Genomic DNA, 23883 nt, shown 5'->3' with positions numbered 1-23883 from the left:
ATATTCGCAGGTCACGATGGGCGAACGGCCGGTCCGGGCGACCCGCTCAGGCCAGACAGGGCGGCCCCGGGACCGGGCCCGCTCCGACGCGTACGGCGCGCAGCCGCGCGATCCCGGCGTGGCCGCGGCCGCGGCCCGGGACGGTGGTGGGCGGGGACTGCTCCGCCGCCGCGAGGCGGGCGAGACCGACGTGCCGGCGGGCGGCGGCGAGATCGCCGACGCGGACGCAGTCCTGGGCCAGCCGCCGGTGCGCCCAGGCGCGGGCGGCCCCGGAGCCGAGGCGTTCGGCCGCCGCGAGCCCCCGGAGCCACACCGCCATGTGGTCGGACAGCTGCCCCTGCCCCAGGAGGAACCCGTCGAGCACCTGGGCCAGCTGCCACACCTGGGTGTCCCACCGCCGCCGTTCGGCCAGCCGCTGGGCCGCGAGCAGACAGGAGTGCTCGGTGCGGAACCACGACCGGGCGGCCCTGCGGTCGGCGGGCGACGCCGTCCCCGCCACCGCCGTCCCCGGCCCCGCAGACCCCGGCCCCGGGGCCGGGCCCGCCCCGGTGCGCACCGCGGATACCGGCTGCCGCTGCGGGCCGAGCAGCCGTTCGGCGGCGCGGGCGGTGTGCGCGTAGAAATCGAGCACCCGCCGCAGGGCCCGGTCCCCCGCGCCCTCGTCACGGTGCTCCGCCGCGTACAGACGGGTCAGGTCGTTCATCCGGTAGCGGCCCGGTGCGTGCTGCTCCACCAGGTGGACGGCCTCCAGCTCGCGCAGGACGGACCGGGTCGCGGCGGGCGGGCGGCCGAGGAGGCTCCCGGCGGCGGCGAGCCCGATGTCCGGTCCTGGCGCCACCGCCAGCAGCCGGAACGCCTCCGCCGCCGCGCCGCCGAGGGTGCGGTAGGAGAGCAGGAAGGCCGCCCGTACATCGGCGGACGGATCACCCGTGTCCAGGGCGTCCAGCCGTCCCTTCTCGTCCCGCAGCTCCTCCGCGAGGGCGGCCAGAGAGGAGCCGGGGCCGGCCGCCGCGCGGGCTCCCGCGACCCCGATGGCCAGCGGCAGGCCGGCGCAGTGCTCCAGTACGGCGGTCGCGGCCCCGGGATCGGCGGCGATCCGCTCCTCGCCGACATGGCGGCCGAGCAGCCCCCGGGACTCGGGTCCTGAGAACACCTCCAGGGGCAGCAGTTGGGCCCCGTGCGTGACGGCGAGCCCGGTCAGCCACCGCCGGCTGGTGATCACTACGGTGGGTCCGGGGCCGCCGGGCAGGAGCGCGGACACCTGTTCGGCGTCGGCGGCGTTGTCCAGCACGATCAGCAGGCGGCGGTCCGCGACCAGACTGCGGTAGCGGCCGGTCAGGGCCTGCGGATCGGTCCCGGCCCGCCCCGGGTCGACTCCGAGCCCGCCGAGGAGTACGCGGATCGCGGCCGAGGGCGTCAGCGGCTCGCCGGAGCGGTCGAAGCCCCGCAGGTCCACATGGAGCTGCCCGTCGGGGAAGGAGTCGGCGTTGCGGTGCGCCCAGTGCAGGGCGAGCGAGGTCTTCCCGACCCCTCCCCCGCCGCTGATCACGGCGACCGCGGCGGGGCCGACCGATCGGCCGGCCTGCCCGAGGGCCCGGTCCAGCACGGCGAGTTCCCGCTGTCTTCCGGTGAACCAGCGCGGAGCGGCGGGAAGTTGCCGGGGGGCGGCATCCTGCCGCCCGGAGTCCGGCACGGCGTCCAGGCGCACGGCGTCCTGCCGCACCCTGGACTGCCGCACGGTGTCGGGCCGCGCGGTGTCGGGCCGCCCGGCGGTGGGAGCGTCGCGCGGCGCGGGAGCCGTGGCCGCGCGTTCCCGGCAGCCGGGAGCGCCGAGCCCCGGGTCGCCCTCCAGCAGCCGCTGGTGCAGCCGCCGCAGCTCGGGCCCGGGGTCGCCGCCCAGTTCCTCGGCGAGCGCGCACCGCACCCGTTCGAAGCAGCGCAGCGCGTCGGCGGTCCGGCCGCTGCGGTAGAGCGCGGTCATGAACTGGGCGGCCAGCCGCTCGTCCAGGGGATTCGTCTCATGGCTGGCGCCCAGGTGGGGCAGGAGGTCGGCATGGCGCCCGTGGCGCAGGGCGAGGTCGTCGCGGTCGAGCCGGCAGGCGTGCCGTTCCTCGGCCAGGGCCTCGCGGGCCGCGTTGAACCAGGGGGTGTCCACCCCGGCGAAGGGCTCGCCCCGCCAGAGCGCGAGGGCCCGGTCGTACAGGCCGATGGCGCTGTCGTCGTCCGCCGACCTCGCCCGTGCGACGAGGGCGTGGAAGAGATGCACGTCCACGGAGTCCGGGCCGGCGAGCAGCTCGTACCCGCCGGGACGCCGGACGATGGAGACCCGGCCGGAGCCGGGCACCTGGTCGACGGCGGACCCCGACGACCGCTCCAGCACCCGCCGCAGCCGGGACAGATAGGTGTACAGCGCCGGGGCGACGCGGCGCGGCGGGCGCGCGCCCCACACCCGGTCGGCCAGCCCCGCCACCGGCACCACCCGGTTGGCGTCCATCAGCAGAGCCGCGAGTACGGTGCGCTGTCGTGCGGGGCCCAGGTCCATGAAGCGCCCGTCCCTGTTGGCCCGGATGTCCCCGAGCACCGCGTACCCGATCGTCAATGCGCCCCGCCCGTCTTCCCGTGCCCGGCTGCCCGATGCCCGTGTGCCGCCTCCTGAGCCGCAGCCGATTCTAGGTTTGATCAAGATTCTGGCAAGCCCCTCGCCGCATCCTGACGCGGTCGTTCCGCCGCTGGTCACGGGGCGGTGCGGACGGTCGTGCCCCATCCCCCGAAATGACCGGACTTCCCCCCGCGCACCTGGGTCCGGAGCCTGTCCGACGCGATGACCGTCCGCCGAAGTCCGCCGCCTGCCGAAGTCCGCCGTCCGCCGAAGTCCGCGCCTTCGAGGGCCGTGCCTTCGAGGGCCGGCGTGCGGGGCGTGCGGCCCTGTCCGTGCCCGTCAGGCCGGCCGCGCGACCGGCCCGGCGGATCCTGTGGCGCGTCCTGTAGCGCGTACGGAGGCCAGGGCATGGGCCACGGGGACGACGTCGGCGGCGGCCATCTCGATCCGCTCGTACACCTCCGGGTTGAGGATGGTGGTGCCGTCGAAGTCACCGGAGCCGAGGTAGATCCCGGCGGGCGCCGTCCACGCCTGGAGGAAGCCGAAGAGGGGGCGCAGCGCGTGCTCGATCACGAGCGCGTGCCGTTCGGTGCCGCCGGTGGCGGCGAGCAGCACCGGCTTGGCGGCCAGGGAGTACTGGCCGACCAGGTCGAAGAAGTGCTTGAAGAGGCCGGGGTAGGAGCCGCGGAAGACCGGGGTGGCCGCGATGACCAGGTCGGCCCCCTCCACGGCCCGGAGCGCCTCCTCGACGGCGCCGCCGGCCGACTCGCGGTCGGTGGTCGCGGGCAGCTCCGGTCCGAGGGTGTGGAGTTCGATCACCCGGGCGTCGATCGCGGTGTGGCCCGCGAGGGTGTCGAGGATCAGCCGGGCGAGCGCGGCGGTCCTGGACGGGCTCTGGGGGCTGCCGACGACGGCGACCACGGTCAGCGGGGCGGTCATGACGTCCCCCCGGTGGCGGTGGCCGTGCGGGCGGCGATCTCACGGCGTACGACGGGCGCCACTTCGGAGCCCAGCAGCTCGATCGCCTTCATCATCTCCTTCTGGGGGACGTCGCCGAAGCCCAGCTGGATCATCATGCGGTCGTGTCCGAAGAGTTCGTGCTGCGCCAGGATCTTGTCGATGACCTCCTGGGTGCTGCCGAGGAAGAACGCGCCGGACGGGGATGCCTGTGCCTCGTACGCGGCCTTCGGCATGGGGACGCCCTGTCCGCGCTGGTGGTGGTTGGCCATCCAGCCCGCCTGGAAGTAGGGGTGCGAGATCTCGACGGCCTCCCGGTGGGTCGCGGCGACGAATCCGGGCGAGTTGACGGAGATCTTCAGCCGGGCCGGGTCGTGTCCGCTCTCGGCGGCGGTCCGCCGGTACAGGTCCACGAACGGGGCGAACTGCCGGTAGTTCCCGCCGATGATCGCCAGCGACAGCGGCAGGCCGAGCCGGCCCGCGCGCACCACCGAGGCGGGGGTGCCGCCGACGGCGATCCAGACGGGGATCTCCCGGTCGGGCCGGGGGGTGATGTCGCCGTCCGCGAGCGGGGGCCGCAGGGAGCCCTGCCAGCTGACCGGGTTCTCCGCGCGCAGCCGCAGCAGGAGGTCCAGCTTCTCGGCGAAGAGCTGGGCGTAGTCGCCGAGGTCGTGGCCGAAGAGCGGGAAGGACTCGATGTAGGAGCCGCGCCCGGCGATGATCTCCGCGCGGCCGCCCGAGAGCAGGTCGACCGTGGCGAACTGCTGGAAGACCCGTACGGGGTCGTCGGAGCTGAGGACGGTCACGGCGCTGGAGAGCCGGATGTCGCGGGTGTGCTCGGCCATGGCGGCGAGGACGACGGCGGGGGCGGAGACGGCGAAGTCCGTACGGTGGTGCTCGCCGACGGCGAAGACGTCGAGGCCGGCCTCGTCCGCGGCCTTCGCCTGTTCGACGAGCTGGCGCAGCCGGACACCGGGAGTGGGGGGACGGCCCGTGACGGGGTCCGGTGTCAGCTCGCCGAAGTGGTAGATGCCCAGTTCAAAGGCCATGGAACGCGCTCTTTCACGAGGTATATTGTTGATTGCTCAACGAATAACCCCGGAGGGTCCGCCCCTATTCCTCCCGCCGGTGGCCCCTGGGCGGGTCAGCAGGCGTTGGCCTCGTCGTCGAAGCCGAGCGTCCGCCAGACACCGGCCAGCGAGTCCAGCTGCTCGTCGGTGAGCGGGTCCAGGAACGCGCTCCGCAGACCGGTCAGATGCACCTTGCGGGCCCGCCGGTACAGCTTCCTGCCGTCCTCCGTCAGCACCGCGTCGAAGCCCCGGGCGTCGGTGGGGCACTTCTCACGGGTGACGAGGCCCTTGCGCTCCAGGTCGTCCACGATGCGGGTGAGCCCGCTCCGGCTGATCAGCAGGGACGCGGCGACGTCCTTCATCCGGACCCGCCCGCCGGGGGCCTCGGCCAGCGTCAGCAGCACCTCGAAGGAGGACATGGGCAGGCCGGCCTGGGCCACCAGCTCCGCGTCCAGGGTGCGCAGCAGCTTGAGATGGGTGGAGAGGAAACCGAGCCAGACGGCGCGCTCGGTATGGTCGAGCGCCCTGGACGCGGAACCGGTCCGCCGCCCGGCGGGGCTCTTCTCGCCTGCGGTGGCCTCGCTGATCGGACCCATGGCTCCCTCCACTGTTTCGTTCCACAACGAATGATATCGGGGTGCCGGGCGGGGCGGCCCGGAGCCTTCGGACCGCCCCCCTGGTATCCCGTCGCTCCCACCGGCCGGCCGTCGGAGCCGGGCGGGATCAGGCGCTGGAACGGGCGGGATCAGGCTGCGGCGCGGGGCAGGATCAGCTTCTCGAAGCCGGAGACCATGCCGTACTCCAGGCGCAGGGCCTCCAGGACGGAGTAGGCGTGGTACTTGGTCATGACATCGGCGCCGGCGAGGCGCTGGGCCCAGGTCTGGCCGTTGTCGGTGACCTTCTCCAGGGTCTTCCGGGTGACGTAGTTGGTCATCTCGTTGAAGTAGTTCTCCCACAGGACCCAGGCGTTGGAGAAGCCGATCTTCTCGATGTACTCGAACTCCTGGCCGTGGTCGAGGGCCTCCTTGGAGAACTCGACGATGTCGTTGGTGTAGTCGCGGGACGCCCGGGCGTCCTCGGGGGTGCCGTAGCGGTTGACGTGGCCGGAGACGACGCCCTTGAAGTCGTACTGGAGGATCCAGTCGTGGGCCTCGGCCCAGCCGCGGATGTTCTCGGAGGCGTCGCAGTGCTTGAACGCCGACCAGCCGGGGCTGATGATGTCGATCGCGGCCAGCGCCTTCTGCCGCGGGGCGTAGATGAAGATGTTGCCGGGGGTGTGGTTGACCCCGTGGTAGTCGAGGTGGAACCGGACCCCGTTGACGTCGAGGGTGTCACTCTCGGTGATGGTGTCGGTGGGCAGGGGCAGGCCGCGCTCACCGCCGAGGTCGGGCCAGCGCTCGATCATCTCGCGGGTGTAGTCGTGGGCGATGACCTCGGGCTTGTCCGCGGCGAAGATCCCGGCGGCCCCGATGTGGTCGGAGTGCCAGTGGCTGTAGATCAGGTGGGTGACGGGCTCGTCGGTGACCTCGGCGATGGCCCGCTTCAGGTTCTCGCCGAGCAGCGGCGGGGCGTCCACCAGCACGACCCCGTTGCCGGTGCTGACGAACATGGTGTCGTAGGCGCCGGAGGTGACGTAGTAGGCGCCGTCGTCGATCTCCTCGACGTGGTAGCCCTTGGCGAGCCGCTCGGGCAGGAACAGGGACCCGTAGCTGTCCGCCGGTATGGGGCGGTAGTCGGCGAGTGTGTGCAGCGGCATCCCGGCGGCGCCGAGACGGTGCCGGTCGGTGGGGGTGCCGGGCTGCTGGAAGTCGGTCATGGCGGTGGTGCCTTTCAGGGGCGGGAGGCGCCGTGCGGATCGCGCGGGCGCGGGGTGGGGAGAGGGGGTGTCACTCCCCGATGCTCAGGACGGGCTTGATGACCGCGCCGCGGAGCATGTCGGCCACGGATTCGTTGATCTCGTCGAAGCCGTAGGACGTGAGGAGCCGGTCGAAGGGGAACCGTCCGGCGCGATGGAGGGCGATCAGCTGCGGAATGAACAGCTGGGGGATGGAGTCGCCCTGGGCGATACCGCGTACGGACCGGCCTCCGAGCAGGGCGTTCATGCTGACCGGGGCATGGGCCCCGGCCCGGGCGCCGCCGATGAGGGCGGCGGTGCCAAGCGGCGCGAGGGCGTTCACCGCGAGGGTGAGCATCTCCGGCCGCGCGGTGATCTCCAGGACGAAGTCGGCGCCGCCCCGGGTGATGCCGGCGATCCGGTCGGCTACGTCCTCCTCCCGGGCGTCGATGGCGTGGGTGGCGCCGAGTTCGGCGGCGAGGGCAAGGCGCTCGGGCACGATGTCCACGGCGATGACGGGGTCCGCGCCGGCGGCCCGGGCGGCCATGACGGCGGACAGCCCGACGGTGCCGGTGCCGAGTACGACGATCGACGCCCCGGCGGGGACCCGCAGCGAGTTGAGGACGGCGCCCGCCCCGGTCTGCACACCGCAGCCCAGGGGGGCCAGCGTCGCCAGCGGCAGGTCGTCGGGGACCTTGACCACATTGCGTTCGGTGGCGAGCGCGTGGGTGGCGAAGGACGACTGGCCGAAGAAGTGCCCGTGCAGCTTCTCGTCGTCGCCGGTCGCGGTGGAGCGCAGCGCGTTGGTCCCGTCCAGCCGGGAGCCGCCGAAGTTGGCGGGGAAGGAGCGGGCGCAGTACGCGGGGGCGCCGCTGAGGCAGGAGCGGCAGTGGCCGCACGACTGGTAGGACATGACCACGTGGTCACCGGGGGCGACGGTGGTGACCGCCGCGCCGACCCGTTCGACGACCCCCGCGCCCTCATGGCCGAGGACGGCCGGCAGCGGGGTGGGCAGCTCCTGGTCGCGGACGTGCACATCGGTCTGGCACACGCCGCTCGCGACCACCCTGACGAGGACCTCGTCGGGGCGGAGCACGGCGTCCAGCTCCAGCTCCTCCAGGAGGAAGGGGCCGCCGGGCTCGCGCACCACCGCGGCCCTGACGCGGACCACGGGACCTTCCGGTCCGCCCGGTCCGCCGGGTCCGCCCGGTCCGCCGGGTCCGCCCTGGCCGCCCGGTCCGCTCGAAGGGGAACCCTGTGCTGTCGACATGATCGTTTCTCCCAACCGGATGCACCCCCGGGGCCGGTGCACGGCCGCACGCGGGGGCGGTGATCCCCCGGGCGCCGGATGACGCGGACGGGGGTGGCGGGACCCGGCCCGAGCGCTCGGCGACAGCCGGACGACGGGGGTCGAGAACCACCAGATAGTTCGTTGCGCAACGAAGAATATGCACATTTTCGGACGCGAGGCAAGCATCGCCGCAGCCACCCGCCGCCGACCCGGGAAACGATGCCGGACGATCCGGGGCGGGGCGATACAGTTGCTTGACGAACGAAATTTTCAGCTGGCATCGGCGGCCCTGATCAGCCAGGACCCGGGCCCTGGCCTGCCGGTATCCGACGCTTCGGCCGATCATTCCGCGCCGGGAGCGGCGGGTGGGCGGCCCGGGGACCGAGCGTTCCCCGGCGTCCTGCCGCAGGGGCGCGTACGGGGTCGGGTCGTACGCGCGGCGGCACGGGAATCACCGGTTCGGAGTCGCCCGTCCGGCTGCCCGACTTCCCGACTCCCCGACTCCCCGGCGACGTGAAAAGGCCCCGGGACCAGGGGGTACCCGGTCCCGGGGCGGACGTGCGGAGCCCTCGGCTCACCTGCCGTCGCAGAGGGCCGCGTCGACGAGCTTGTCGGCACGGATGTCCCGGTCGGCGAACGCAAGGTTGGAGTTGCGCATCACGATGGCTCCGCGCCCGCCCTTGCCGGTGAAGCCGTTGGCGTTGAGGTGGCCGAGCGTGCTCCCGCCGTGGCCCCAGTAGCCGCCACCGCAGCTGAGTTCCCGCCAGAAGATGCCGAGCCCCGACCTCTCGGTCATCGGCAGGCTCTCGTCGGGCGCCGGGACCGTCGTCCGCATCTGCGCCAGCTGCCGCTTCCCCAGCAGCTTGCCGCCGAGCAGCCCCTGCCAGAAGCGCGCCAGGTCGTTCGACGTGGTGACGAGGTCGCCCGCCGAGTCGCCCCAGGACATATTGACCTCGGTGCTGTCGATCAGCGCCCCACCGGGCTTGAACTGCTGATAGGCCTTCGAGTGGGGTCCGGGCAGGCCGGTGCGCGCACCCGGGGAGAAGGTGTGCTTCAGACCGAGCGGTTCGATGATCCGCTCCCGTACCTCCTGGCTCCAGTGCTGCCCCGTCACCTTCTTGATGATCATGCCGGTGAGGATGTAGCCGGTGTTGGAGTAGCTGAAACCCTCGCCGGGTGCGAAGAGGGGCTTCTCGCTGAGGCCCAACGCGACCAGTTGGGCGGGCCGGTAGGTGTCGTAGCGGTGCTGCTGGAACTTCTCCTCGTCCACGACGCCCGGCAGATGGCCGTCGTAGTCGGGCAGGCCGCTGGTGTGCTGGAGCAGCTGCCGTACGGTGATCTTCCTGCCGTCGTGGCCGTTGCCGCCGACCACACCGGGCAGGTGGTGCTCCACGCTGTCGTCCAGACCCATCCGGCCCTCCGCGACGAGTTGGAGCACCACGGTGGCGACGAAGGTCTTGGTGTTGCTGCCCATCCGGAAGGAGCCCTGGTGCGGCATGGGCCGGTCGGTGCCGCGTTCGGCGGTGCCGCTGCGCGCGTACGTCCGCCCCGCGCCCTGCACCAGCGTGGCCTGGACGCCCACCACCCCGTCGGCGCGGACGATGTCGTCCAGGCCGCGCTGGAGTTCGGCCCGGCCGAATCCCGCCTTCCGCGACTCCGGTTCCGTGCCGGTCGCCAAGGCAGGCGCCGCCAGGGCCGCGGTGGCGGTGGCCGCCGCCACGACCCCCAGGGCGACGGCGCGGCGCGCGGATCCGGACCGGCGCCGGCGGGTGTCGGGGGCGGATTTCGGTATCTGGGTCATGACGGTCTGCCTCATATCGACGAGAAGGTGCACGGGCCCGTCAATTCCGCCTGTCTTTCCGGGTGTTGACGGGGTCGGCGGTGTGTCCGCCGCAAGATCATTGACCCATGGGAGGCCGGCCGGTGACCATGGCGATGCCCCCAGGCCGGGAATGACGACAGCACCACCGCGCCGGCAGTACCCGGGTACTGGTCGGGCCCGGGGTCGGGGTCAGCACCGGGCAGGAGGGGTACGCGCCGAACACGGGTCCCCCTTGAAATCCCGCCCGTGCGGGGCCGATGCTCAAGGGCTCCGCGCACATCCGCACAGCAGCCAGGAGAGGAGCGGTGCCGACCGCCATGAGCCGCCATGACCTGACCGCAGGGGACCGGGACGACGGCGGGCCGGGCCGTGCCGGGCCGGAGCCGCCCGAGATGCTCGTCCTGGATATCGACGGCACGCTCGTCGAGCCGGGGCGGGAGATCTCGCCCCGGGTACGCGCCGCCCTGGCGCGCGCGCACGCGGCGGGCTGCCATGTGGTGCTCGCGACCGGCCGGGCCTCCTTCGAGGTGGTGGAACTCTTCCGGAGCACCGGGCTGCCCGGCGGGCTCGCCGTGTGCAGCAACGGGGCCGTGATCGCGAGCATGCCCGACGGCGGGATCCTGGCGCAGGAGACGTTCGACGCCCGTCCCGTCCTGGACGCCGTGCTGGCGCACGTTCCGGCGGCCCGGGTCGCCGTCGAGATCGCGGGCACCGGGTATCTGGTGACCCATCGCTTCCCCGCCGGGAAGCTCCTCGGACCGCAGATCGTCTCCCCCCTCGCGGATCTCTGCTCCGGTCCCGTCATCCGCGCGGTGATCCGCGACCCGAGCCGGACCAGCGAGGACTTCCGCGCGCTGACCAGGAGACTGCGGATACGGGGGGCCAGTTACGCGGTGGGGTTCGAGGCGTGGCTCGATCTCGGGCCGCTGGGCGTGTCCAAGGCGTCCGGCCTGGAGAAGGTGGCGGCGATGCTCGCCACGGACCGGGGGCGTGCGCTGGCCATCGGCGACGGGCACAACGACACCGAGATGATCACCTGGGCGGGGCGCGGGGTGGCGATGGGGCATGCCCCGGCGGAGCTGCGGCGGATCGCCGACCACACGACGCTCGGGGTGGCCGAGGACGGTGCGGCGGCGGAGATCGAGAGGTGGTTCTGACCACCGGCGTCCGGCGGCGGGGGTCCCTGAGGCGCCCAGGGAAGGTACGGAGCGCGCCGGGCGGAGTCAACCTCCTCTTCCCAGCTGGCTCGTTCTGGCCCCTCGCATCCGCGTCCCCGCCCCCGGTGGCCGACGAGGGCCGGAGCGGGCGGACGGCCCATGGCCCGAATCGGCGACCTTCGCGCACGCGGCCCGCCGCGCCGCCGTGATCCCCGCTCCGGCCTGCGCCGATCCCTCCCGTACCCGGTGCAGGGCCCCATCGGCCGCGGGCGCCCGGCCTCTGAGCGGAGAGCCGGGAAAGGACACCCGGCGACATGTCGGCCATATGCCGTGTTGGGGCCTGTCGGCCCGGGTGCGGCGGTTCGGGATTCAGCCGACCTGTTGTGCGGTCTTGTCGACCGCCTCCCGACGTCTTTCCATGGAATGGGCCCGGCTGACAACCGCTGCCCGGACGAGGGCTCGCAGGCGATGGCCACGGGCGAGGTCCGATCACATCACCATGGGCGCCACCGCTTCCTTCGTCATCCCTGTCGGCATGGAGAGGTGTCCGCGATGCCGGATGAAATCGAGCAGGTAGGCACGAAACTGGTGCACCAGGACGAGAACGTCCGTATCTGGACGCTCGAACTGGCACCGGGCGAGGAGACCACGATTCATCAGCATCCGTGCGACTACGTCTATGTCGTGGTCGCCGGCGGGCAAACCGAGACGGTGAACATCGATTCCACGATCCATCCGGGCGACGACAGGACCGGTGATTCCGTCTATCACCAGGCCGGTCCGCCGCATCTGCTGCGGAATGTCGGCACCACGCATTACTCGAACATCATCGTCGAACTCCTTTCGACCGGGAAATAACGCCGGTGTCCGCGAGCGCCGCCTACAGCACACTGGTCCAAGCCGGTGTGAGCCTGATCAGCGGAGTGCCCGACTCGCTCCTGGGCCCGCTGCACCGGGTGGCCTCGCTGCGGTCCGAGATCGACTACCTCCCCGCGTGCGACGAGGCCACGGCGGTCGGCCTGGCCGCCGGGGCCCAGCTCGCGGGCGCCCGCAGCCTGGTCCTCATGGAGAACTCCGGGCTCCGCCGGGCCTGCGAGACCCTGGCCCGGCTGACGATGAGCCACCGGCTGCACACCGTCATGCTGCTGTCCCGGCGCGGCGCCTTCGGCGAGGCGAACTGGTGGGGCCTGCCGCACGAGGAGACCATGCACGGACACCTGCGGATGTTCCCGGTCGTGTCGCAGGAGGTCGATTCGCTCGCCGGGTTCGAGGGCCTGGTCGACCAGGCGTACGCGACGGCGGGCACCGGCCAGCGCTCGGTGGCGCTGATCGCCAATCCCGCCTTTCTGCGCGAGCTGCGGAGTGCCGATGCGTACCGATGAATTCCTGGCGGCATTCCTCGGCCGGCTGCCGGCCGATTGTGTGCTCGTCTCGTCGCTGGGGCGGACCAGTGAGGAACTGTTCCGGCTCGCGCCCCGGCGCACCCTGTTCACCGACACCATGGGAGATGTGTCGGCGATCTCGACCGGAATGGCCGTCGCCATGAAACCCTTGCCGGTGGCCGCTGTCGACACCGACGGAAGTTTCCTGATGAATCTGTCCGTGCTGCCGACCCTGGGCAGCCGGCTGCCGGCCCTGGACAACCACACGCTCGTGATCGTGGACAACGGCATCTACGAGTCGGCCGGGGGCATGCCGAGCCGGACCGGCCCGCTCGACTGGCGGCTGCTGTTCGCGGCGGTCGGGCTGACCGCCGTGATCGTGCGGACGCCCGCCGACCTGCCCGGGGCACTCCCCCGGCCGGGAGTCGTCCTGGTCGCCGAGGTGGTGAACGACGGGCCGGCGCCCGACGCGGCCAAGAGCTGTGACGGCGTGGAGTCGTCGTACGCCGTCGAGCGGCTGATCGCGACCCTGCGGGGCAGGGCACCCCGCAGGCCGGCGCTCAAGGCATGAAGGCACAAGGGCGCGAGGACACAAGGGCACGTGAACGCGAGGACGCGAGGACGCGAAGGCACACGGGTGCGAAGGCGTGAAGGTCACGAGGAGGCAGCGATGAAACGGCTCCTGGGTGCGGGCGGGAGCAGCCTGTACGCGTACACGGACGCGGACGCCGTTCCGGCACGGGTTCTGGTGTGCTCCACTCCGTCGTCACGGCGGCTGCTCACCGATCCCACGGTCTGCGGGGGCGAGTACCGCAGGCTGACGCGGACCGCCGTCGCCGAGGCGCTGGGGGCGCTGGCCGAGGCGGACGTCCCGGCGGTGGCGGACACCCCCGCCGACGGGTTCGCGGCCCTGGACGTGCTGCGGGGCGGGCTGAGTTTCGCGGTCGAGGACGCGATCGGCACGGTCCTCGGCGCGGACCCGACGGTGAGCTTCGTCGGAACCGAGCGGCCCGCGGACGGACCCGTCGAACTCGTCTACGACCGCTGGGAGCTGGGCCGTGCGACGACGCTGGTGGTCGGCGACATCATCGGCACCGGCGGCACGCTGGCGCGCGTGCTCACGGAGGCGGTGGGGCGCGCGGCCGCGCGGGGCGTTCCGCTGCGGTCGGTCGTCCTTCTCACCATCGGTTCGCTGGCGGGGGTGCGCCGGGTCGCGGCCGCGCTGGCCGCCGCCGCGCCGGACGGGGGTGGGGCGCCGGCGCCGTCGCTGACCGTCGTCGCGCTGGAATCCCTCTACGACCTGCCCGACCTGGCCGCGCCGGCCCCCTTCACGCGCTGTCCGTTCGATCTGCTGCGGTCGCCGGCCGTCTCGGCCCCGGAGTACGAGAGGGAGCGGCTGCGGGCCGCCGGCAGCCTCTTCGAACGCTGTGCCGTCTACGACGGAGGGGTCCGCTCGTTCACGCCCGCCGAGCACGCGGAGCACCGGTCCGCGTGGTGGGCCGATGTGGTCGAACGGGGAGTCCCCCTGACGTCGCTGGCGGCCCTGACGGCCGGTCTGGAGTCCTACCGGCTGCCCCTGGACGCGTGGTTGCGTGCCCTACCCTGGGCCGGGCTGCCCGACGAGGACGCGGCCGCCGTCCACCTCCTCGGGCAGGAGGCCGTCCGCTTCGCCGAGGGCCTCGCCACCCACGAGTACGTCCGCGACATCCTGACAACGAAAGAAAAACCGGTCGGCAGCGCATGATCGACAAAATCGCATGGATCCACATCGTCGACGGGCGTGTCCTGTCGACCCGTTCCCGGGGACGGACCCGCTACTACCTCCCCGGTGGAAAGAGAGAGGCGGGCGAGAGCGACCTGGACACTCTGGTACGCGAGATCAAGGAGGAGCTGTCCGTCGACCTCCGCCGGGAAACGGCCCGGTTCGCCGGGGAGTTCCGGGCGCAGGCCGACGCGCATCCGGACGGCGTCGAGGTCAGGATGCGCTGTTACGAGTGTGCCCACGACGGGGAGCCGGTGCCGTCGTCGGAGATCGCCGAGGTGGTCTGGCTGCGGTACGCGGACCGCCGTCTGACGTCGCCCGTCGACCAGATCATTTTCGATCGTCTGCTCAGTGAAGGGCGTTTGCGTTAAGAGCCGTCCCCTGGGACCGGGCCGGACCGGGGAGCGGGGGCGCACCCGGTCCCGGCCCCCCACCCCCACCGCGCCACGGGCGCGTCCATCGCACGCGGAGGTACAGATGACCATCGCCGAGTGGATCGAACAGAACGTGACGACGGACAAACGGGCACTCGACTGGTACCGCTCCCCCGAGAGCGAGCCCCGGATCGTCCGTGCCTATCGCGAGCTGCTGAGCGGTTACGAGACGGACACCTCGAAGATCCTCAAGACCACCTGCACGGTCGAGGGCGAGCACACGGGCGCGGTCCGGATCCGGGACATCAACTACTACTCGATCTGCGCCCATCACTTCCTGCCGTTCTTCGGGACGGTCGACATCGTCTACCTCCCCGGGGACCGCATCCTGGGCCTGGGCAAGTTCCCGCGTCTCGTGCAGGCGTTCAGCCGGCGCTTCCAGATCCAGGAGCACCTGGTGAAGGACATAGCGACGGAGATCGTCGCCAGTGGCGGGGCCCGTGCGGCGCAGGCCACCGCGTCCGGGCGGCACATGTGCATGTGCAGCCGGGGCCCCTCCGACCAGACGGTCATCACCGACACGTCGTACATCGCCGGGGACGCCGAGTTGCTGCGGTCCTCCGCGACCCTGGCCCTGCGCGACCTGTGAAGCCCTGAACCCACCGCGGTGACAGGCCGCCGGGTGTGCCGGACCGCCGTCCGGGCCCCGGCCGTTCCTTCCGTCCCGGCCGCCTGTCGCCCTCCGCCCGGGAGGTCGTCCGTATGCCAGGCCAGAGAGACAGCAGTACCGACAGCAGTACCGACAGCGGCACGCGCGTCAGCACCGATCGTCTCTTCGACGCGGTTCTGGGCGCCCTGACCGCGACCCGCACCGACGAGGTCCCGCTCACCGGCAACGCCCGGCTGCTGCTCCGCGAGCGCTATCTCGCGGTCGACGGGAGCGGCGAGCCCACCGAGAGCCCCGAGTCCTTCTTCCGCCGGGTCGCGGGGGCCCTGGCCGCCGTCGAGGAACCCGGTGCGGAGCCGGCCTGGGCGAGGGCCTTCTACGAGGTGATGGCCCGGCTGGAGTTCCATCCCGGCAGCAGGACCCTCGCGAACGCGGGGGCCGCGCGGCCGCAGCTCGCGAACTGTTTCGTCTTTCCCCTGGCGGACTCGCAGGCCGATGTCCTCAAGACCTTCTCCGACTCGTCGGTCGTCAAGGGGTTCGGCGGCGGCTGCGGCTTCAACTACTCGCGGATACGGCCCCGGGGGGACGAGGTCCGGGGCGTCGGCGGGCTCGCCGCGGGCCCGGTGGCCCTGCTGCGGATGTTCGACGACGCGACGCGGCTCTTCCGTCAGCGCGGCCGGTACGAGAGCGGCAACATGGCCATCCTGAACGTCGACCACCCCGACGTCCTGGAGTTCATCGGGGCCAAGCGGGTCGACGGCTCGCTGAGCATGACCAACATCTCCCTCGGTGTCGGTGACGCGTTCATGCGGGCGGTGGCGGCGGGCGCGGACTGGGCGCTGGTCAACCCCCGTACGAAGGAGGTGACCCAGAAGCTGCCCGCCGTCGACCTGTTCTCGGCCGCGTGCGCGCTGGCCTGCGAGACCGGCGACCCCGGGCTGGTCTTCCTCGACCACATGAACCGCGAGAACCCGCTGCGGGAGACCCTGGGCGACATCACCGCCACCAACCCCTGCGGCGAGATCGGGCTCTATCCGTACGAGGCGTGCAACCTGGGGTACGTGAACCTGCCCCGGCTGCTGCTGCCGCAGGAGCGGCGCGAGGTGCCCCGGCTGTTCGACGAGGAGCGGCTGCGGACGGTGGTCGCGGCCGGCATCCGCATGATCGACAACGCGATCTCGGTGTCCTGGTTCCCCGTCGAGGAGATCCGGGAGGCGGTGACGGCCAACCGGCGGATCGGCCTGGGCGTCACCGGCTGGGCGGACTGTCTGGCGTCCTCGGGGATCCCCTACGACTCGGACGAGGCCCTGGCCTGCGCCGACGCCCTGGCGTCCGCGCTCCGGCGGGCCGCCGACGAGGCGAGTCGCGCACTGGGCCGGGAGCGTGGCCCCTTCCCCAACGCGGCCAGGTCCCGGTGGAAGGACGCGGCGGAGCAGCCGCGCAACGTCGCCGTCCTCGCCCTGCCGCCCAGCGGGAACAACGCCGTCATCTTCGACACGGGCTTCAGCATCGAGCCGTTCTTCGGGATGACGTACTCGCAGCAGGTCTTCGGGGACCGGACCATGCGCTCGGTGAACCGGACCCTGCTCGGCGTACTGGAGCGGCGGGGGATCCCCGTCGACGGGCTGGTCGAGCTGATCGCGGAGAACGGCGGCAGCCTCGAAGGCCTTGAGAGGGTCCCGGCGGATGTGCGGCGGGCCTTCCGGACGGCGCACGAGATCGCGCCGGAGTGGCATGTGCGGATGCAGGCCGCCTTCCAGCGGCACGTGGACAACGCGGTCACCAAGACCGTCAACCTGCCGGCCCACGCCACCCCGGGGGATGTGGCCCGGCTCTACCGGCGGGCCTGGGAGCTGGGGTGCAAGGGGATCACCGTCTACCGGGACACGTCCAGGTCGGCGCAGGCCATCGACTGGACGAGCCGCCCCGCGGCCGACGGCGGCGAGGGCACGGAAGGGGCGGCTGTCTGCCCGCCCACCGGCGGTGCGTGCGACGTGTGCGAGTGACACGGGAAGGAGAACAGGGAAGAGGCATGAGCCGGCAACTCTGGGAACGCGAATATCTCAACCCCGCCATATCGTCCTCGACCAACCGACAACCGTCCCACGGCACCGCGTTCCTGCGCGGCTGCCTGCCACGGATCGCCCGGGTGCGCGGGCCGCGGCGGCTGCTGGACCTGGGCTGCGGCGGCGGCCGCAACGCCGGCGTCCTGACCGAGACGGGTCTGGCCTACCACGGCATGGACTTCGCCTACCGCCCCCTCGCGAAGGCCGCCGCACGGGACACGGACGGCTCGCTGCGGCTCGTCCAGGGCTCCATGGCCGACCGGCTGCCCTTCGCGGACGGGGCGTTCAGCCTGGTCACGGCGTTCACCAGCGTGGAGAACGTGGTGGAGGACCGGCAGTTGCGCACCCTCGCCGAGGAGGCCCGCCGCGTCCTGTGCCCCGGCGGGCTGCTGTACGTCTACTTCCTCACCACCGAGGACGACTACTACCGGCCACTGGTGGACCTCGGCCCCGACGGGCGCTCCCTCACCTACGACCCGGTGACCGGGCTGCGGCAGCGGGTCTACCGGCTGAGCGAACTGTCCGCCCTGTTCCACCCGTCGTTCGCGCTGCTGGACTCGGAGGAGTTCGTCTTCAGGGACACCCGGTCGAACGGGACCTATCTCCGCCGGCTGGCCGCCGGGCTCTGGGCGTCCGGGTGAGGCCGGCAAGCGGGCGCCGGGCGGGCCGGAGCACCGGGAAGGGGCAGGGATGACACGGGTCGTTCTCGCGTCGGGCTCGCCCTCGCGGCTGGATCTGCTGCGCAGGGCGGGGCTCGACCCCGAGGTCGTGGTGAGCGGCGCCGACGAGAGCGCCCTGCCGGGGGAGTCGCCGTCGGCGCTCACGCTGCGCCTGGCCCGGGCGAAGGCCACCACGGTCGCCGACACCCTGGACCGGGGGGTCGTCATCGGCTGCGACTCGCTCCTCGAACTCGACGGGCTCGCCCACGGGAAGCCGGGCAGCGCCGGACCCGCGATCGCGCAGTGGAGACGCATGGCGGGACGTACCGCCGTCTTCCACACCGGGCACTGCGTCGTCGACGCCGCCTCGGGCCGCCGGGTCGCCGCCGTGTGCTCGACGGAGGTGACGTTCGCCCGCCCCACCGACGAGGAGATCGCCCGGTATGTCGCGTCCGGCGAGCCGCTGGCCGTGGCGGGCGCCTTCAAGATCTCCCACAAGGGGGGCTGGTTCGTGGAGAGCGTGTCGGGCGAACCCGGCAATCTCCAGGGCCTGTCCCTGCCCCTGCTCCGCCGGCTGCTCGCCGGACTCGGCGTCGGCCTGCCCGGGTTGTGGGGATGAGCGAGGACGGGCGAAGGGGCCGGCGGCCCGGGCCCGCCCCCGTACCGCAGGGGCCGCCGCGCACCGTCGTGATCGGCCATGTGACCACCGACGTGATCGTCATCCCCGCGCGGCCCGTGGTCGACGGCGACGACAACGAGGCCGCCGTCCGCATCACCCCGGGCGGTCAGGCGGCCAATACAGCCGCGTGGCTGGCCTGGCAGGGCACTCCCGTCACCCTGGTGACGAGCGTGGGCGACGACGCCGACGGCCGGGCCAGGATCGCCGAACTCACCGAAGCGGGCGTGGACTGCGCGGCACGCCGCCATCCCGGTGTGCCGACGGGCAGTGTCGTCGTGGTCTCCTTCGGGGGCCGGCGGACCATGATGTCGCAGCGGGGTGCGAACGTCCTGCTCGCGCCGGAGGACATCGACGTGGCGCTCATCGAGCTGCCGGACGCGGGACACGTCCACCTCTCCGCGTACGTCCTGCTGGACCCCGTCTCCCGGGCCGCCGGGCTGCGCGCCCTGGCCGCCGCCCGTGAACACGGTCTCACCGTCAGCGTCGACGCGGCCTCCGCCGAGCTGCTGCGGCGGACGGGGACCCGCCGGTGTCTGGAGTGGCTGCGCGGCATCGACCTGCTCATCGCCAACGAGGACGAGGCACGCGCGCTGACGGGCCACGACCGGCCAGGACCGGCCGCCGGGGCACTGACCGCCACGGCCCGGCAGGTCGCCGTGAAGCTGGGTGCCCGGGGCGCCCTGTGGGCCGACCGGGACGGCGCGCTGTTCACGGTGGCGGCGCGGCCGGTCGACGCCGTCGACACCACGGGCGCGGGCGACGCCTTCGCGGCGGGGCTGCTGACGGCCCTGACCTCGGGCGCCGACGCCCGGACGGCCCTGCGGCTGGCCGGCGAACTCGGCGCGGCGGCGGTCCGCGTGACCGGTGCGCGCCCCGGCCCCCGGGCCCCCGGGGGCGCCGTCCCCGCCACCTCACAACAGAGGAGACAGACATGACCGACACCCCTCGGGACACGTCCGGCGGCCGTCCCGCGTCCGTGCTCCGGTACGCGGTCTCCGTACCGCCGCACGGCGATTACGGGGACCCCAGGCGCCTGGCCGACCTGGCGCGGGAGGCGGAGGACGCCGGCTGGGACGGCTTCTTCCTCTGGGACCACCTGATGTTCATGCGGGGCTTCCGGGGGCCGATCGTCGACCCATGGATCAGCCTCGCCGCCGTCGCGACGGCGACCAGCGTCATCCGCTTCGGCCCGATGGTCACCCCCCTGGCCCGGCGCCGCCCCTGGAAGGTCGCCCGGGAGGCGGTGACCCTGGACCACCTCTCGGGCGGGCGCCTCATCCTGGGCGTCGGCCTCGGCTACCCCCGCGACTCCGAGTTCGACGACTTTGGCGAGGACGGCGACGAACGGATCCGCGCGGAGAAGCTGGACGAGGCCCTGGACATCATCACCGGGCTCTGGTCGGGAGAGCCCTTCGCCTACCAGGGTCGGCACTTCCGGATCGCGGAGACCACCTTCCTGCCGCGTCCCGTGCAGCGCCCCCGCATCCCCGTCTGGGTCGCCGGCTACTGGCCGAACCGGCGCCCCTTCCGCCGCGCCGCCCGCTGGGACGGCGTCCTGCCGGGCCGGCTCTCCCTGGAACGCCGCAAGGCGTGGACCCCGACGATGATCCCGACCGGCACCTACGGCGAGATCGTCTCGTACGTGCACCGGCACCGCACGGCCGACGGCCCGTTCGACTACGCGGTCGGCGGCTACACGGCGGGCGACGGCGGGCAGGCCGACCGGCGCCTGGTGACCTCGTACGCCGATGTGGGTGTCACCTGGTGGTTCGAGAACCTGCACGGCTTCCGCGGCCCGTTCGACGCGACGCGTGAGCGCATCCGGCTGGGACCGCCCCGGGTGGAACGCGCGTAGGCACCGGCCGCTCACTCCCACTCCCCTTCGACGCCGCGGGTCCGTACTGCTGTCCTCCGGCACGGATGGTGTCGGGACGGCGGGGGCACGTGGGCTGCCCCTGTCGGCCGGCTTCGGCCAGGAGCGGGCGGGCGGCGGGCGGGCCCGGCCGGAGGGTTCCGGTCGGGCCCGGTCGCGGGTGGGGACGGTCAGAGCGTGGACTTGAACAGCAGGCGGTTCGGCGTGCCGGTGATGTTGCCCCGGATCACGTTGGGGGTGCTGTTGTTGATCAGCCAGTTGTTGACGGTGGTGCTGGACGCCTCGCCGTGGGTCGCCTTGTAGAGCGCGGCGACGCCCGCGACGTGGGGTGCGGCCATCGACGTACCGTTCATGCTGGTGGTGCCGCCGCCCATGCGGGTGGAGACGACGCCCACGCCGGGGGCGTAGAGGTCGGTGCACTGGCCGTAGTTGCTGAAGCCGGCCTTCGCGTCACCGGAGTCCGAGGCGGCGATGGACAGGGCGTTCGGGGCGCTCGCCGGGGAGTAGTTGCAGGCGTCCTGGTTGCTGTTGCCGGCCGCGACCGTGGTGTGGACACCGGAGTTGGCGAGGGCGGTGGCCGCGTTGTTGAGGGCGGCCGAGTAGCCGCCGCCGAGGGAGGCGTTGGCGACGGCGGGCTTCACGGCGTTCTGCCGCACCCAGTCGAAGCCCGCGATGATGGCGGAGAAGGAGCCGGAGCCCTGACAGTTGAGCACCTTCACGCCGCGCAGCTGCACGCGCTTGGCCACACCGTACGTCGCGCCGCCGACGGTGCCCGCGACATGGGTGCCGTGGCCGTTGCAGTCCTGGCCGTTGCCGCCGAAGGCGTCGAAGACATTGCGGGCCCGGCCGCCGAAGTCGGTGTGGCTCGTGTCGATGCCGGAGTCGATGATGTACGCGGTGACTCCGGCGCCGGTGGCAGTGTAGGTGTAGCTGCCGTTGCGCCCGCTGCGCTGGTCTATTCGGTCCAGGCCCCAGGGGGCGTTGGTCTGCGTCGCGGAGGAGACGGCCTTCTGGTCCTCCTCGATGGAGACGATCCGCGCGTCGCCCCTCACCGCCGTGAGCTGGGCGGGGGTCAGGGACGCGGCGAAGCCGTGGAGGACCTCGTCGTAGACGTACTCCGGCGTGACCGAGCGCGAGGCGGCGACGGCGGCCGGGTCGGAGCCCGCCTTGACGGTGACGATGTACTGTCCCTTGATCTCGCCGGCCGCAGGCGCCTGCGCGACCGCGAGCAGCGGGGCCGGCGGCGTGGCGGCGGAGGCGTTGGCGGGGATCAGCGCGAGCGGGAGGGCGAGGCCGAGGGCGCCGGCGGCGAGGCCGCCGAGGTGGGTCGATCGCATGAGGGGCTGACACCTTTCGTTGTCCGACCGCACGGTGTTCCGGACGGCCGGGGTGTGGGGGAACGCGCCGGGCCCGGGGCTGGGGATCACCGGGACGGTGGACCCGGGGGCGGGGCGCTGAAGGTGGGACAGCTCGCCGCGTGAGGCGGCAAAGGGTGGTGCGCGGCAGGAGGGCGGGGCGCGGGCGGGCGGTTTCGAGGACCGCCGTGAGCCGGGCCACCCGTCCCTCGTGACGGGGTGGCAGGCACGTTCCGGCACAGGCCGGTCCCCAGCGGGATCGCCGCTTTCCGGGACTTCGCGTCCGGTACGCGATCGACAACCTACCCCGGGCGGCGCCACGTTGACCATGGTTGAAATGAGCATGACTGATTGGGATACTGTCGCGCCCCGGCCGGGCGTCCCGTCGGGTGTTCGCCCTGCCCGGAACCCCCTCGCGCCGCCTCGGCCCCCGGTGAACCCGCTCCCGGGCACGGGTGTCCACAACGCCGGACGCCCTCTTCGTCTGACGCCCTCTTCGCCGAACGGACTTGACCTTGACGCGCGCGTCAGGTTCTAGCGTGGGAACGACCGCACATCGGACGCCGCGCACGCGGAGCACCGGGCCACCAGGACACCGGTGCGCCGGCCCGCACCGCGGCACGTTCCCGAGGAACCGACATGCCCACTGCCGCCCTGCCCACCCACCATCGCGAGATCCACAAGGTGTCGCGCCCGGACGTGACACCCACTCCCGACAACTTCCGCCTGGTCGAGGTCCCCGTCCCCGTACCCGGCCCCGGGCAGCTGCTCGTACGCAACCGGCTGATGAGCGTGATGGCCGGGATGTCCTCCCTGATGCGGGGCGGCGACGGGCTGCCCCTCCCGCCGTACGAGGTGGACGCACCGCTGTGGGGCCCCGCCCTCGGCGAGGTGGTCGACGCGCCGGGCCCGGGTGCGACGGCCCGCCCCGGGGACCTCGTCACGCACTTCGCCGGATGGCGCGAGTACGCGGTGGTGGACGCGGCCGACGCGACGCCGGTCGACGCCGGGGCGCTGCCCGACCCCGCCGCGTACCTGTCGCAGGGGTTCACCGCCTGGGCGGGCGTCGAGGCCGCCGGCGTACGCCCCGGGGACACCGTGTTCATCAGCGGGGCGGCGGGCGGGATCGGCGTCCTCGCCGGGCAGTTCGCGCGGCTCCGGGGCGCGAAGCGGCTGGTCGGCAGCGTCGGCTCGCAACGCAGGGCGCAGTTCCTGACGGAGGAGCTGGGGTACGACGCCGTCGTCCTGCGGGGCGGGGGTTCCTTCGAGCGGCGGCTGCGCGCGGCGGCGCCCGACGGCATCGACGCCGTCATCGACAACGTCGGCGGGGAGCAGCTGGCGGCGGCGCTCGCGATCGCCCGCCCCGGGGCCCGGTTCTCGCTCGTCGGCGTGCTCGCCGCGCAGATGACCGGCGGGCTGGCCAGCCCGGTCGAGGTGGACACCGCCGCCCTCGTCATGCGGGGGATCTCGCTGCGCGGTCTGCGGCTCGACGACCACGCGGACGCGCACGAGCGGTGGCTGGACGAGTTCGGCCGGGCGCTGCGCGAGGGGACCGTCGTCCTTCCGCACAGCCGGCTCTCCGGAATCGAACGGGCGCCGCAGGCGTTGTGCGAGTTGCCGGCGGGCCGTCATATCGGCTCGGTCCTGGTGGAACTCTGAGGAGCGAGCGGTGACCGCGCCGCCGGGCCATCGGGGGAATCGGACCTGGAGGACGGGGAGGACGGGAGTGCGCATCGGTGAAGCGGCCGCGGCCGTGGGGGTCACCCCGCGCGCACTGCGCTACTACGAGCAGCGGGGGCTGCTGGCGGCACGGCGCGGGCCCTCGGGGCATCGCGAGTACGGGCAGGAGGACATCCGTCTGCTGCTCACCCTGCGTCATTTGATGGACTCCGGGCTGACGATCAGCGATGTGCAGTCGCTGGCCGGGTTACTGGCCGGCCCTGCCCTGGGGGACGACGACCCGGGCGGGGGCACGGCACCGCGTCGGTGCGGGGGGCCGGACCCGGAACGGGGGCCGGATCCGGGCGCGGCGGCGGCGTGGGAGGGTGGTGTGCACGAGTCGTTCGTCTCCGTCACCCTGCGCCGACTGGCGGGACTCGACCAGCGCATCGAGCGGCTGACCGAGATCCGGGACCGGCTCGCCCACTCCCTCGACCAGTGCAGCGCGAGGAGGTCCGAGGGGAGGGCGCCGGGGGACGAGGGTTCCTGAGCGGGCGGGCGGTCTCCGGCGGATGGACGCCGGCCACGGTGCTCCGGGGGCACGGTGCTCCGGGGCAGGGCAGGCACGGGGGTGCTGCCCGTACGCCGCCGGGCCGGGCGGGGCCCGATCCACCGAC

The 23883-nt window shown here is 73.0% G+C and carries 22 protein-coding genes; 14 read left to right on the top strand and 8 right to left on the bottom strand.

Annotated features, from left to right (window positions below):
• Positions 1-46 precede the first annotated feature (46 nt).
• The 7 genes from SYYSPA8_RS01540 to SYYSPA8_RS01510 form a co-directional block, all read right to left on the bottom strand.
• Entirely contained in the window at positions 47-2599 is a 2553-nt protein-coding gene (locus SYYSPA8_RS01540) for an AfsR/SARP family transcriptional regulator (RefSeq protein ID WP_323445041.1), read from the bottom strand.
• Positions 2600-2938: 339 nt separating this feature from the next.
• On the bottom strand, positions 2939-3538 hold the full coding sequence (locus SYYSPA8_RS01535; protein ID WP_323445040.1) for an NAD(P)H-dependent oxidoreductase: 600 nt from the start codon (positions 3536-3538) through the stop codon (positions 2939-2941).
• Positions 3535-4605: an LLM class flavin-dependent oxidoreductase gene (locus tag SYYSPA8_RS01530; protein WP_323445039.1), complete on the bottom strand. Its 1071-nt coding sequence runs from the start codon at positions 4603-4605 to the stop codon at positions 3535-3537. The genes SYYSPA8_RS01535 and SYYSPA8_RS01530 overlap by 4 nt, the downstream gene beginning before the upstream one ends.
• Before the next feature lie 95 nt (positions 4606-4700).
• Positions 4701-5222, bottom strand: a complete 522-nt coding sequence (locus tag SYYSPA8_RS01525) for a MarR family winged helix-turn-helix transcriptional regulator (protein ID WP_323445038.1) — start codon at positions 5220-5222, stop codon at positions 4701-4703.
• Between the two features lie 149 nt (positions 5223-5371).
• Positions 5372-6442, bottom strand: coding sequence for an MBL fold metallo-hydrolase (locus SYYSPA8_RS01520; RefSeq protein WP_323445037.1), 1071 nt, complete (start codon positions 6440-6442; stop codon positions 5372-5374).
• Positions 6443-6512: 70 nt separating this feature from the next.
• Entirely contained in the window at positions 6513-7631 is a 1119-nt protein-coding gene (locus tag SYYSPA8_RS01515; RefSeq protein ID WP_323445036.1) for an NAD(P)-dependent alcohol dehydrogenase, read from the bottom strand.
• Between the two features lie 694 nt (positions 7632-8325).
• Positions 8326-9552 carry a serine hydrolase domain-containing protein gene (locus SYYSPA8_RS01510; RefSeq protein ID WP_323445035.1) on the bottom strand — a complete coding sequence of 409 codons (1227 nt, stop codon included), beginning with the start codon at positions 9550-9552 and terminating at the stop codon, positions 8326-8328.
• A 338-nt stretch (positions 9553-9890) separates the two neighbouring features.
• Here SYYSPA8_RS01510 and SYYSPA8_RS01505 point away from each other — a divergent pair, with 338 nt between their 5' ends.
• The 12 genes from SYYSPA8_RS01505 to SYYSPA8_RS01450 all read left to right on the top strand — a co-directional run bounded on the left by SYYSPA8_RS01505 (position 9891) and on the right by SYYSPA8_RS01450 (position 20174).
• Positions 9891-10730 (top strand): HAD family hydrolase, encoded by an 840-nt coding sequence (locus SYYSPA8_RS01505; RefSeq protein WP_323445034.1) that lies wholly within the window; start codon positions 9891-9893, stop codon positions 10728-10730.
• 552 nt (positions 10731-11282) lie between these two features.
• Positions 11283-11588: a cupin domain-containing protein gene (locus tag SYYSPA8_RS01500; protein WP_323445033.1), complete on the top strand. Its 306-nt coding sequence runs from the start codon at positions 11283-11285 to the stop codon at positions 11586-11588.
• Between the two features lie 5 nt (positions 11589-11593).
• Complete coding sequence (locus SYYSPA8_RS01495; protein ID WP_323445032.1) at positions 11594-12112, top strand: hypothetical protein; 519 nt, start codon at positions 11594-11596, stop codon at positions 12110-12112.
• Positions 12099-12683, top strand: a complete 585-nt coding sequence (locus tag SYYSPA8_RS01490; protein ID WP_323445031.1) for a thiamine pyrophosphate-dependent enzyme — start codon at positions 12099-12101, stop codon at positions 12681-12683. Before SYYSPA8_RS01495 ends, SYYSPA8_RS01490 begins: the two co-directional genes overlap by 14 nt.
• A 99-nt stretch (positions 12684-12782) precedes the next feature.
• Complete coding sequence (locus SYYSPA8_RS01485) at positions 12783-13856, top strand: hypothetical protein (protein ID WP_323445030.1); 1074 nt, start codon at positions 12783-12785, stop codon at positions 13854-13856.
• Positions 13853-14245, top strand: a complete 393-nt coding sequence (locus SYYSPA8_RS01480) for an NUDIX hydrolase (protein ID WP_323445029.1) — start codon at positions 13853-13855, stop codon at positions 14243-14245. Before SYYSPA8_RS01485 ends, SYYSPA8_RS01480 begins: the two co-directional genes overlap by 4 nt.
• Positions 14246-14351: 106 nt before the next feature.
• Complete coding sequence (gene folE, locus SYYSPA8_RS01475) at positions 14352-14897, top strand: GTP cyclohydrolase I (RefSeq protein ID WP_323445028.1); 546 nt, start codon at positions 14352-14354, stop codon at positions 14895-14897.
• Positions 14898-15010: 113 nt separating this feature from the next.
• Positions 15011-16921, top strand: a complete 1911-nt coding sequence (locus tag SYYSPA8_RS01470; RefSeq protein WP_323445027.1) for an adenosylcobalamin-dependent ribonucleoside-diphosphate reductase — start codon at positions 15011-15013, stop codon at positions 16919-16921.
• A 26-nt stretch (positions 16922-16947) separates the two neighbouring features.
• Positions 16948-17622 carry a class I SAM-dependent methyltransferase gene (locus SYYSPA8_RS01465; RefSeq protein WP_323445026.1) on the top strand — a complete coding sequence of 225 codons (675 nt, stop codon included), beginning with the start codon at positions 16948-16950 and terminating at the stop codon, positions 17620-17622.
• A gap of 49 nt (positions 17623-17671) precedes the next feature.
• Entirely contained in the window at positions 17672-18259 is a 588-nt protein-coding gene (locus tag SYYSPA8_RS01460; protein WP_323445025.1) for a Maf family protein, read from the top strand.
• Complete coding sequence (locus tag SYYSPA8_RS01455; protein ID WP_323445024.1) at positions 18256-19254, top strand: carbohydrate kinase family protein; 999 nt, start codon at positions 18256-18258, stop codon at positions 19252-19254. Before SYYSPA8_RS01460 ends, SYYSPA8_RS01455 begins: the two co-directional genes overlap by 4 nt.
• Positions 19251-20174, top strand: a complete 924-nt coding sequence (locus tag SYYSPA8_RS01450) for an LLM class flavin-dependent oxidoreductase (protein ID WP_323445023.1) — start codon at positions 19251-19253, stop codon at positions 20172-20174. Before SYYSPA8_RS01455 ends, SYYSPA8_RS01450 begins: the two co-directional genes overlap by 4 nt.
• A gap of 188 nt (positions 20175-20362) precedes the next feature.
• Here the strand turns inward: SYYSPA8_RS01450 and SYYSPA8_RS01445 are convergent, their stop codons facing one another.
• Positions 20363-21529 carry a S8 family peptidase gene (locus SYYSPA8_RS01445; protein ID WP_323445022.1) on the bottom strand — a complete coding sequence of 389 codons (1167 nt, stop codon included), beginning with the start codon at positions 21527-21529 and terminating at the stop codon, positions 20363-20365.
• Positions 21530-22186: 657 nt separating this feature from the next.
• On the opposite strand from SYYSPA8_RS01445, the gene SYYSPA8_RS01440 reads away from it, so the two are divergent.
• Complete coding sequence (locus tag SYYSPA8_RS01440) at positions 22187-23206, top strand: MDR family NADP-dependent oxidoreductase (RefSeq protein ID WP_323445021.1); 1020 nt, start codon at positions 22187-22189, stop codon at positions 23204-23206.
• 67 nt (positions 23207-23273) lie between these two features.
• A complete protein-coding gene (locus SYYSPA8_RS01435) occupies positions 23274-23756 on the top strand; it encodes a MerR family transcriptional regulator (protein ID WP_323445020.1) in 483 nt (160 codons plus the stop codon).
• Positions 23757-23883 lie beyond the last annotated feature (127 nt).

The sequence above is a fragment of the Streptomyces yaizuensis genome, assembly GCF_034961445.1.
Taxonomy (GTDB): Bacteria; Actinomycetota; Actinomycetes; order Streptomycetales; family Streptomycetaceae; genus Streptomyces; species Streptomyces yaizuensis.
The sequence above is the reverse complement of the archived record's forward strand: the minus strand, read 5'-3'. Positions and strand labels throughout refer to the sequence as shown.

Bases quoted from the DNA above. Each gene is read 5' to 3' on its own strand.
- SYYSPA8_RS01535 (WP_323445040.1), bottom strand. From the start codon at position 3,538: ATGACCGCCCCGCTGACCGTGGTCGCCGTCGTCGGCAGCCCCCAGAGC.
- SYYSPA8_RS01510 (WP_323445035.1), bottom strand. From the start codon at position 9,552: ATGACCCAGATACCGAAATCCGCCCCCGACACCCGCCGGCGCCGGTCC.
- SYYSPA8_RS01445 (WP_323445022.1), bottom strand. From the start codon at position 21,529: ATGCGATCGACCCACCTCGGCGGCCTCGCCGCCGGCGCCCTCGGCCTC.
- SYYSPA8_RS01455 (WP_323445024.1), top strand. From the start codon at position 18,256: ATGAGCGAGGACGGGCGAAGGGGCCGGCGGCCCGGGCCCGCCCCCGTA.
- SYYSPA8_RS01470 (WP_323445027.1), top strand. From the start codon at position 15,011: ATGCCAGGCCAGAGAGACAGCAGTACCGACAGCAGTACCGACAGCGGC.
- SYYSPA8_RS01485 (WP_323445030.1), top strand. From the start codon at position 12,783: ATGAAACGGCTCCTGGGTGCGGGCGGGAGCAGCCTGTACGCGTACACG.
- SYYSPA8_RS01490 (WP_323445031.1), top strand. From the start codon at position 12,099: ATGCGTACCGATGAATTCCTGGCGGCATTCCTCGGCCGGCTGCCGGCC.
- SYYSPA8_RS01440 (WP_323445021.1), top strand. From the start codon at position 22,187: ATGCCCACTGCCGCCCTGCCCACCCACCATCGCGAGATCCACAAGGTG.
- SYYSPA8_RS01460 (WP_323445025.1), top strand. From the start codon at position 17,672: ATGACACGGGTCGTTCTCGCGTCGGGCTCGCCCTCGCGGCTGGATCTG.
- SYYSPA8_RS01520 (WP_323445037.1), bottom strand. From the start codon at position 6,442: ATGACCGACTTCCAGCAGCCCGGCACCCCCACCGACCGGCACCGTCTC.
- SYYSPA8_RS01480 (WP_323445029.1), top strand. From the start codon at position 13,853: ATGATCGACAAAATCGCATGGATCCACATCGTCGACGGGCGTGTCCTG.
- SYYSPA8_RS01530 (WP_323445039.1), bottom strand. From the start codon at position 4,605: ATGGCCTTTGAACTGGGCATCTACCACTTCGGCGAGCTGACACCGGAC.
- SYYSPA8_RS01500 (WP_323445033.1), top strand. From the start codon at position 11,283: ATGCCGGATGAAATCGAGCAGGTAGGCACGAAACTGGTGCACCAGGAC.
- SYYSPA8_RS01450 (WP_323445023.1), top strand. From the start codon at position 19,251: ATGACCGACACCCCTCGGGACACGTCCGGCGGCCGTCCCGCGTCCGTG.
- SYYSPA8_RS01505 (WP_323445034.1), top strand. From the start codon at position 9,891: ATGAGCCGCCATGACCTGACCGCAGGGGACCGGGACGACGGCGGGCCG.
- SYYSPA8_RS01465 (WP_323445026.1), top strand. From the start codon at position 16,948: ATGAGCCGGCAACTCTGGGAACGCGAATATCTCAACCCCGCCATATCG.
- folE (WP_323445028.1), top strand. From the start codon at position 14,352: ATGACCATCGCCGAGTGGATCGAACAGAACGTGACGACGGACAAACGG.
- SYYSPA8_RS01525 (WP_323445038.1), bottom strand. From the start codon at position 5,222: ATGGGTCCGATCAGCGAGGCCACCGCAGGCGAGAAGAGCCCCGCCGGG.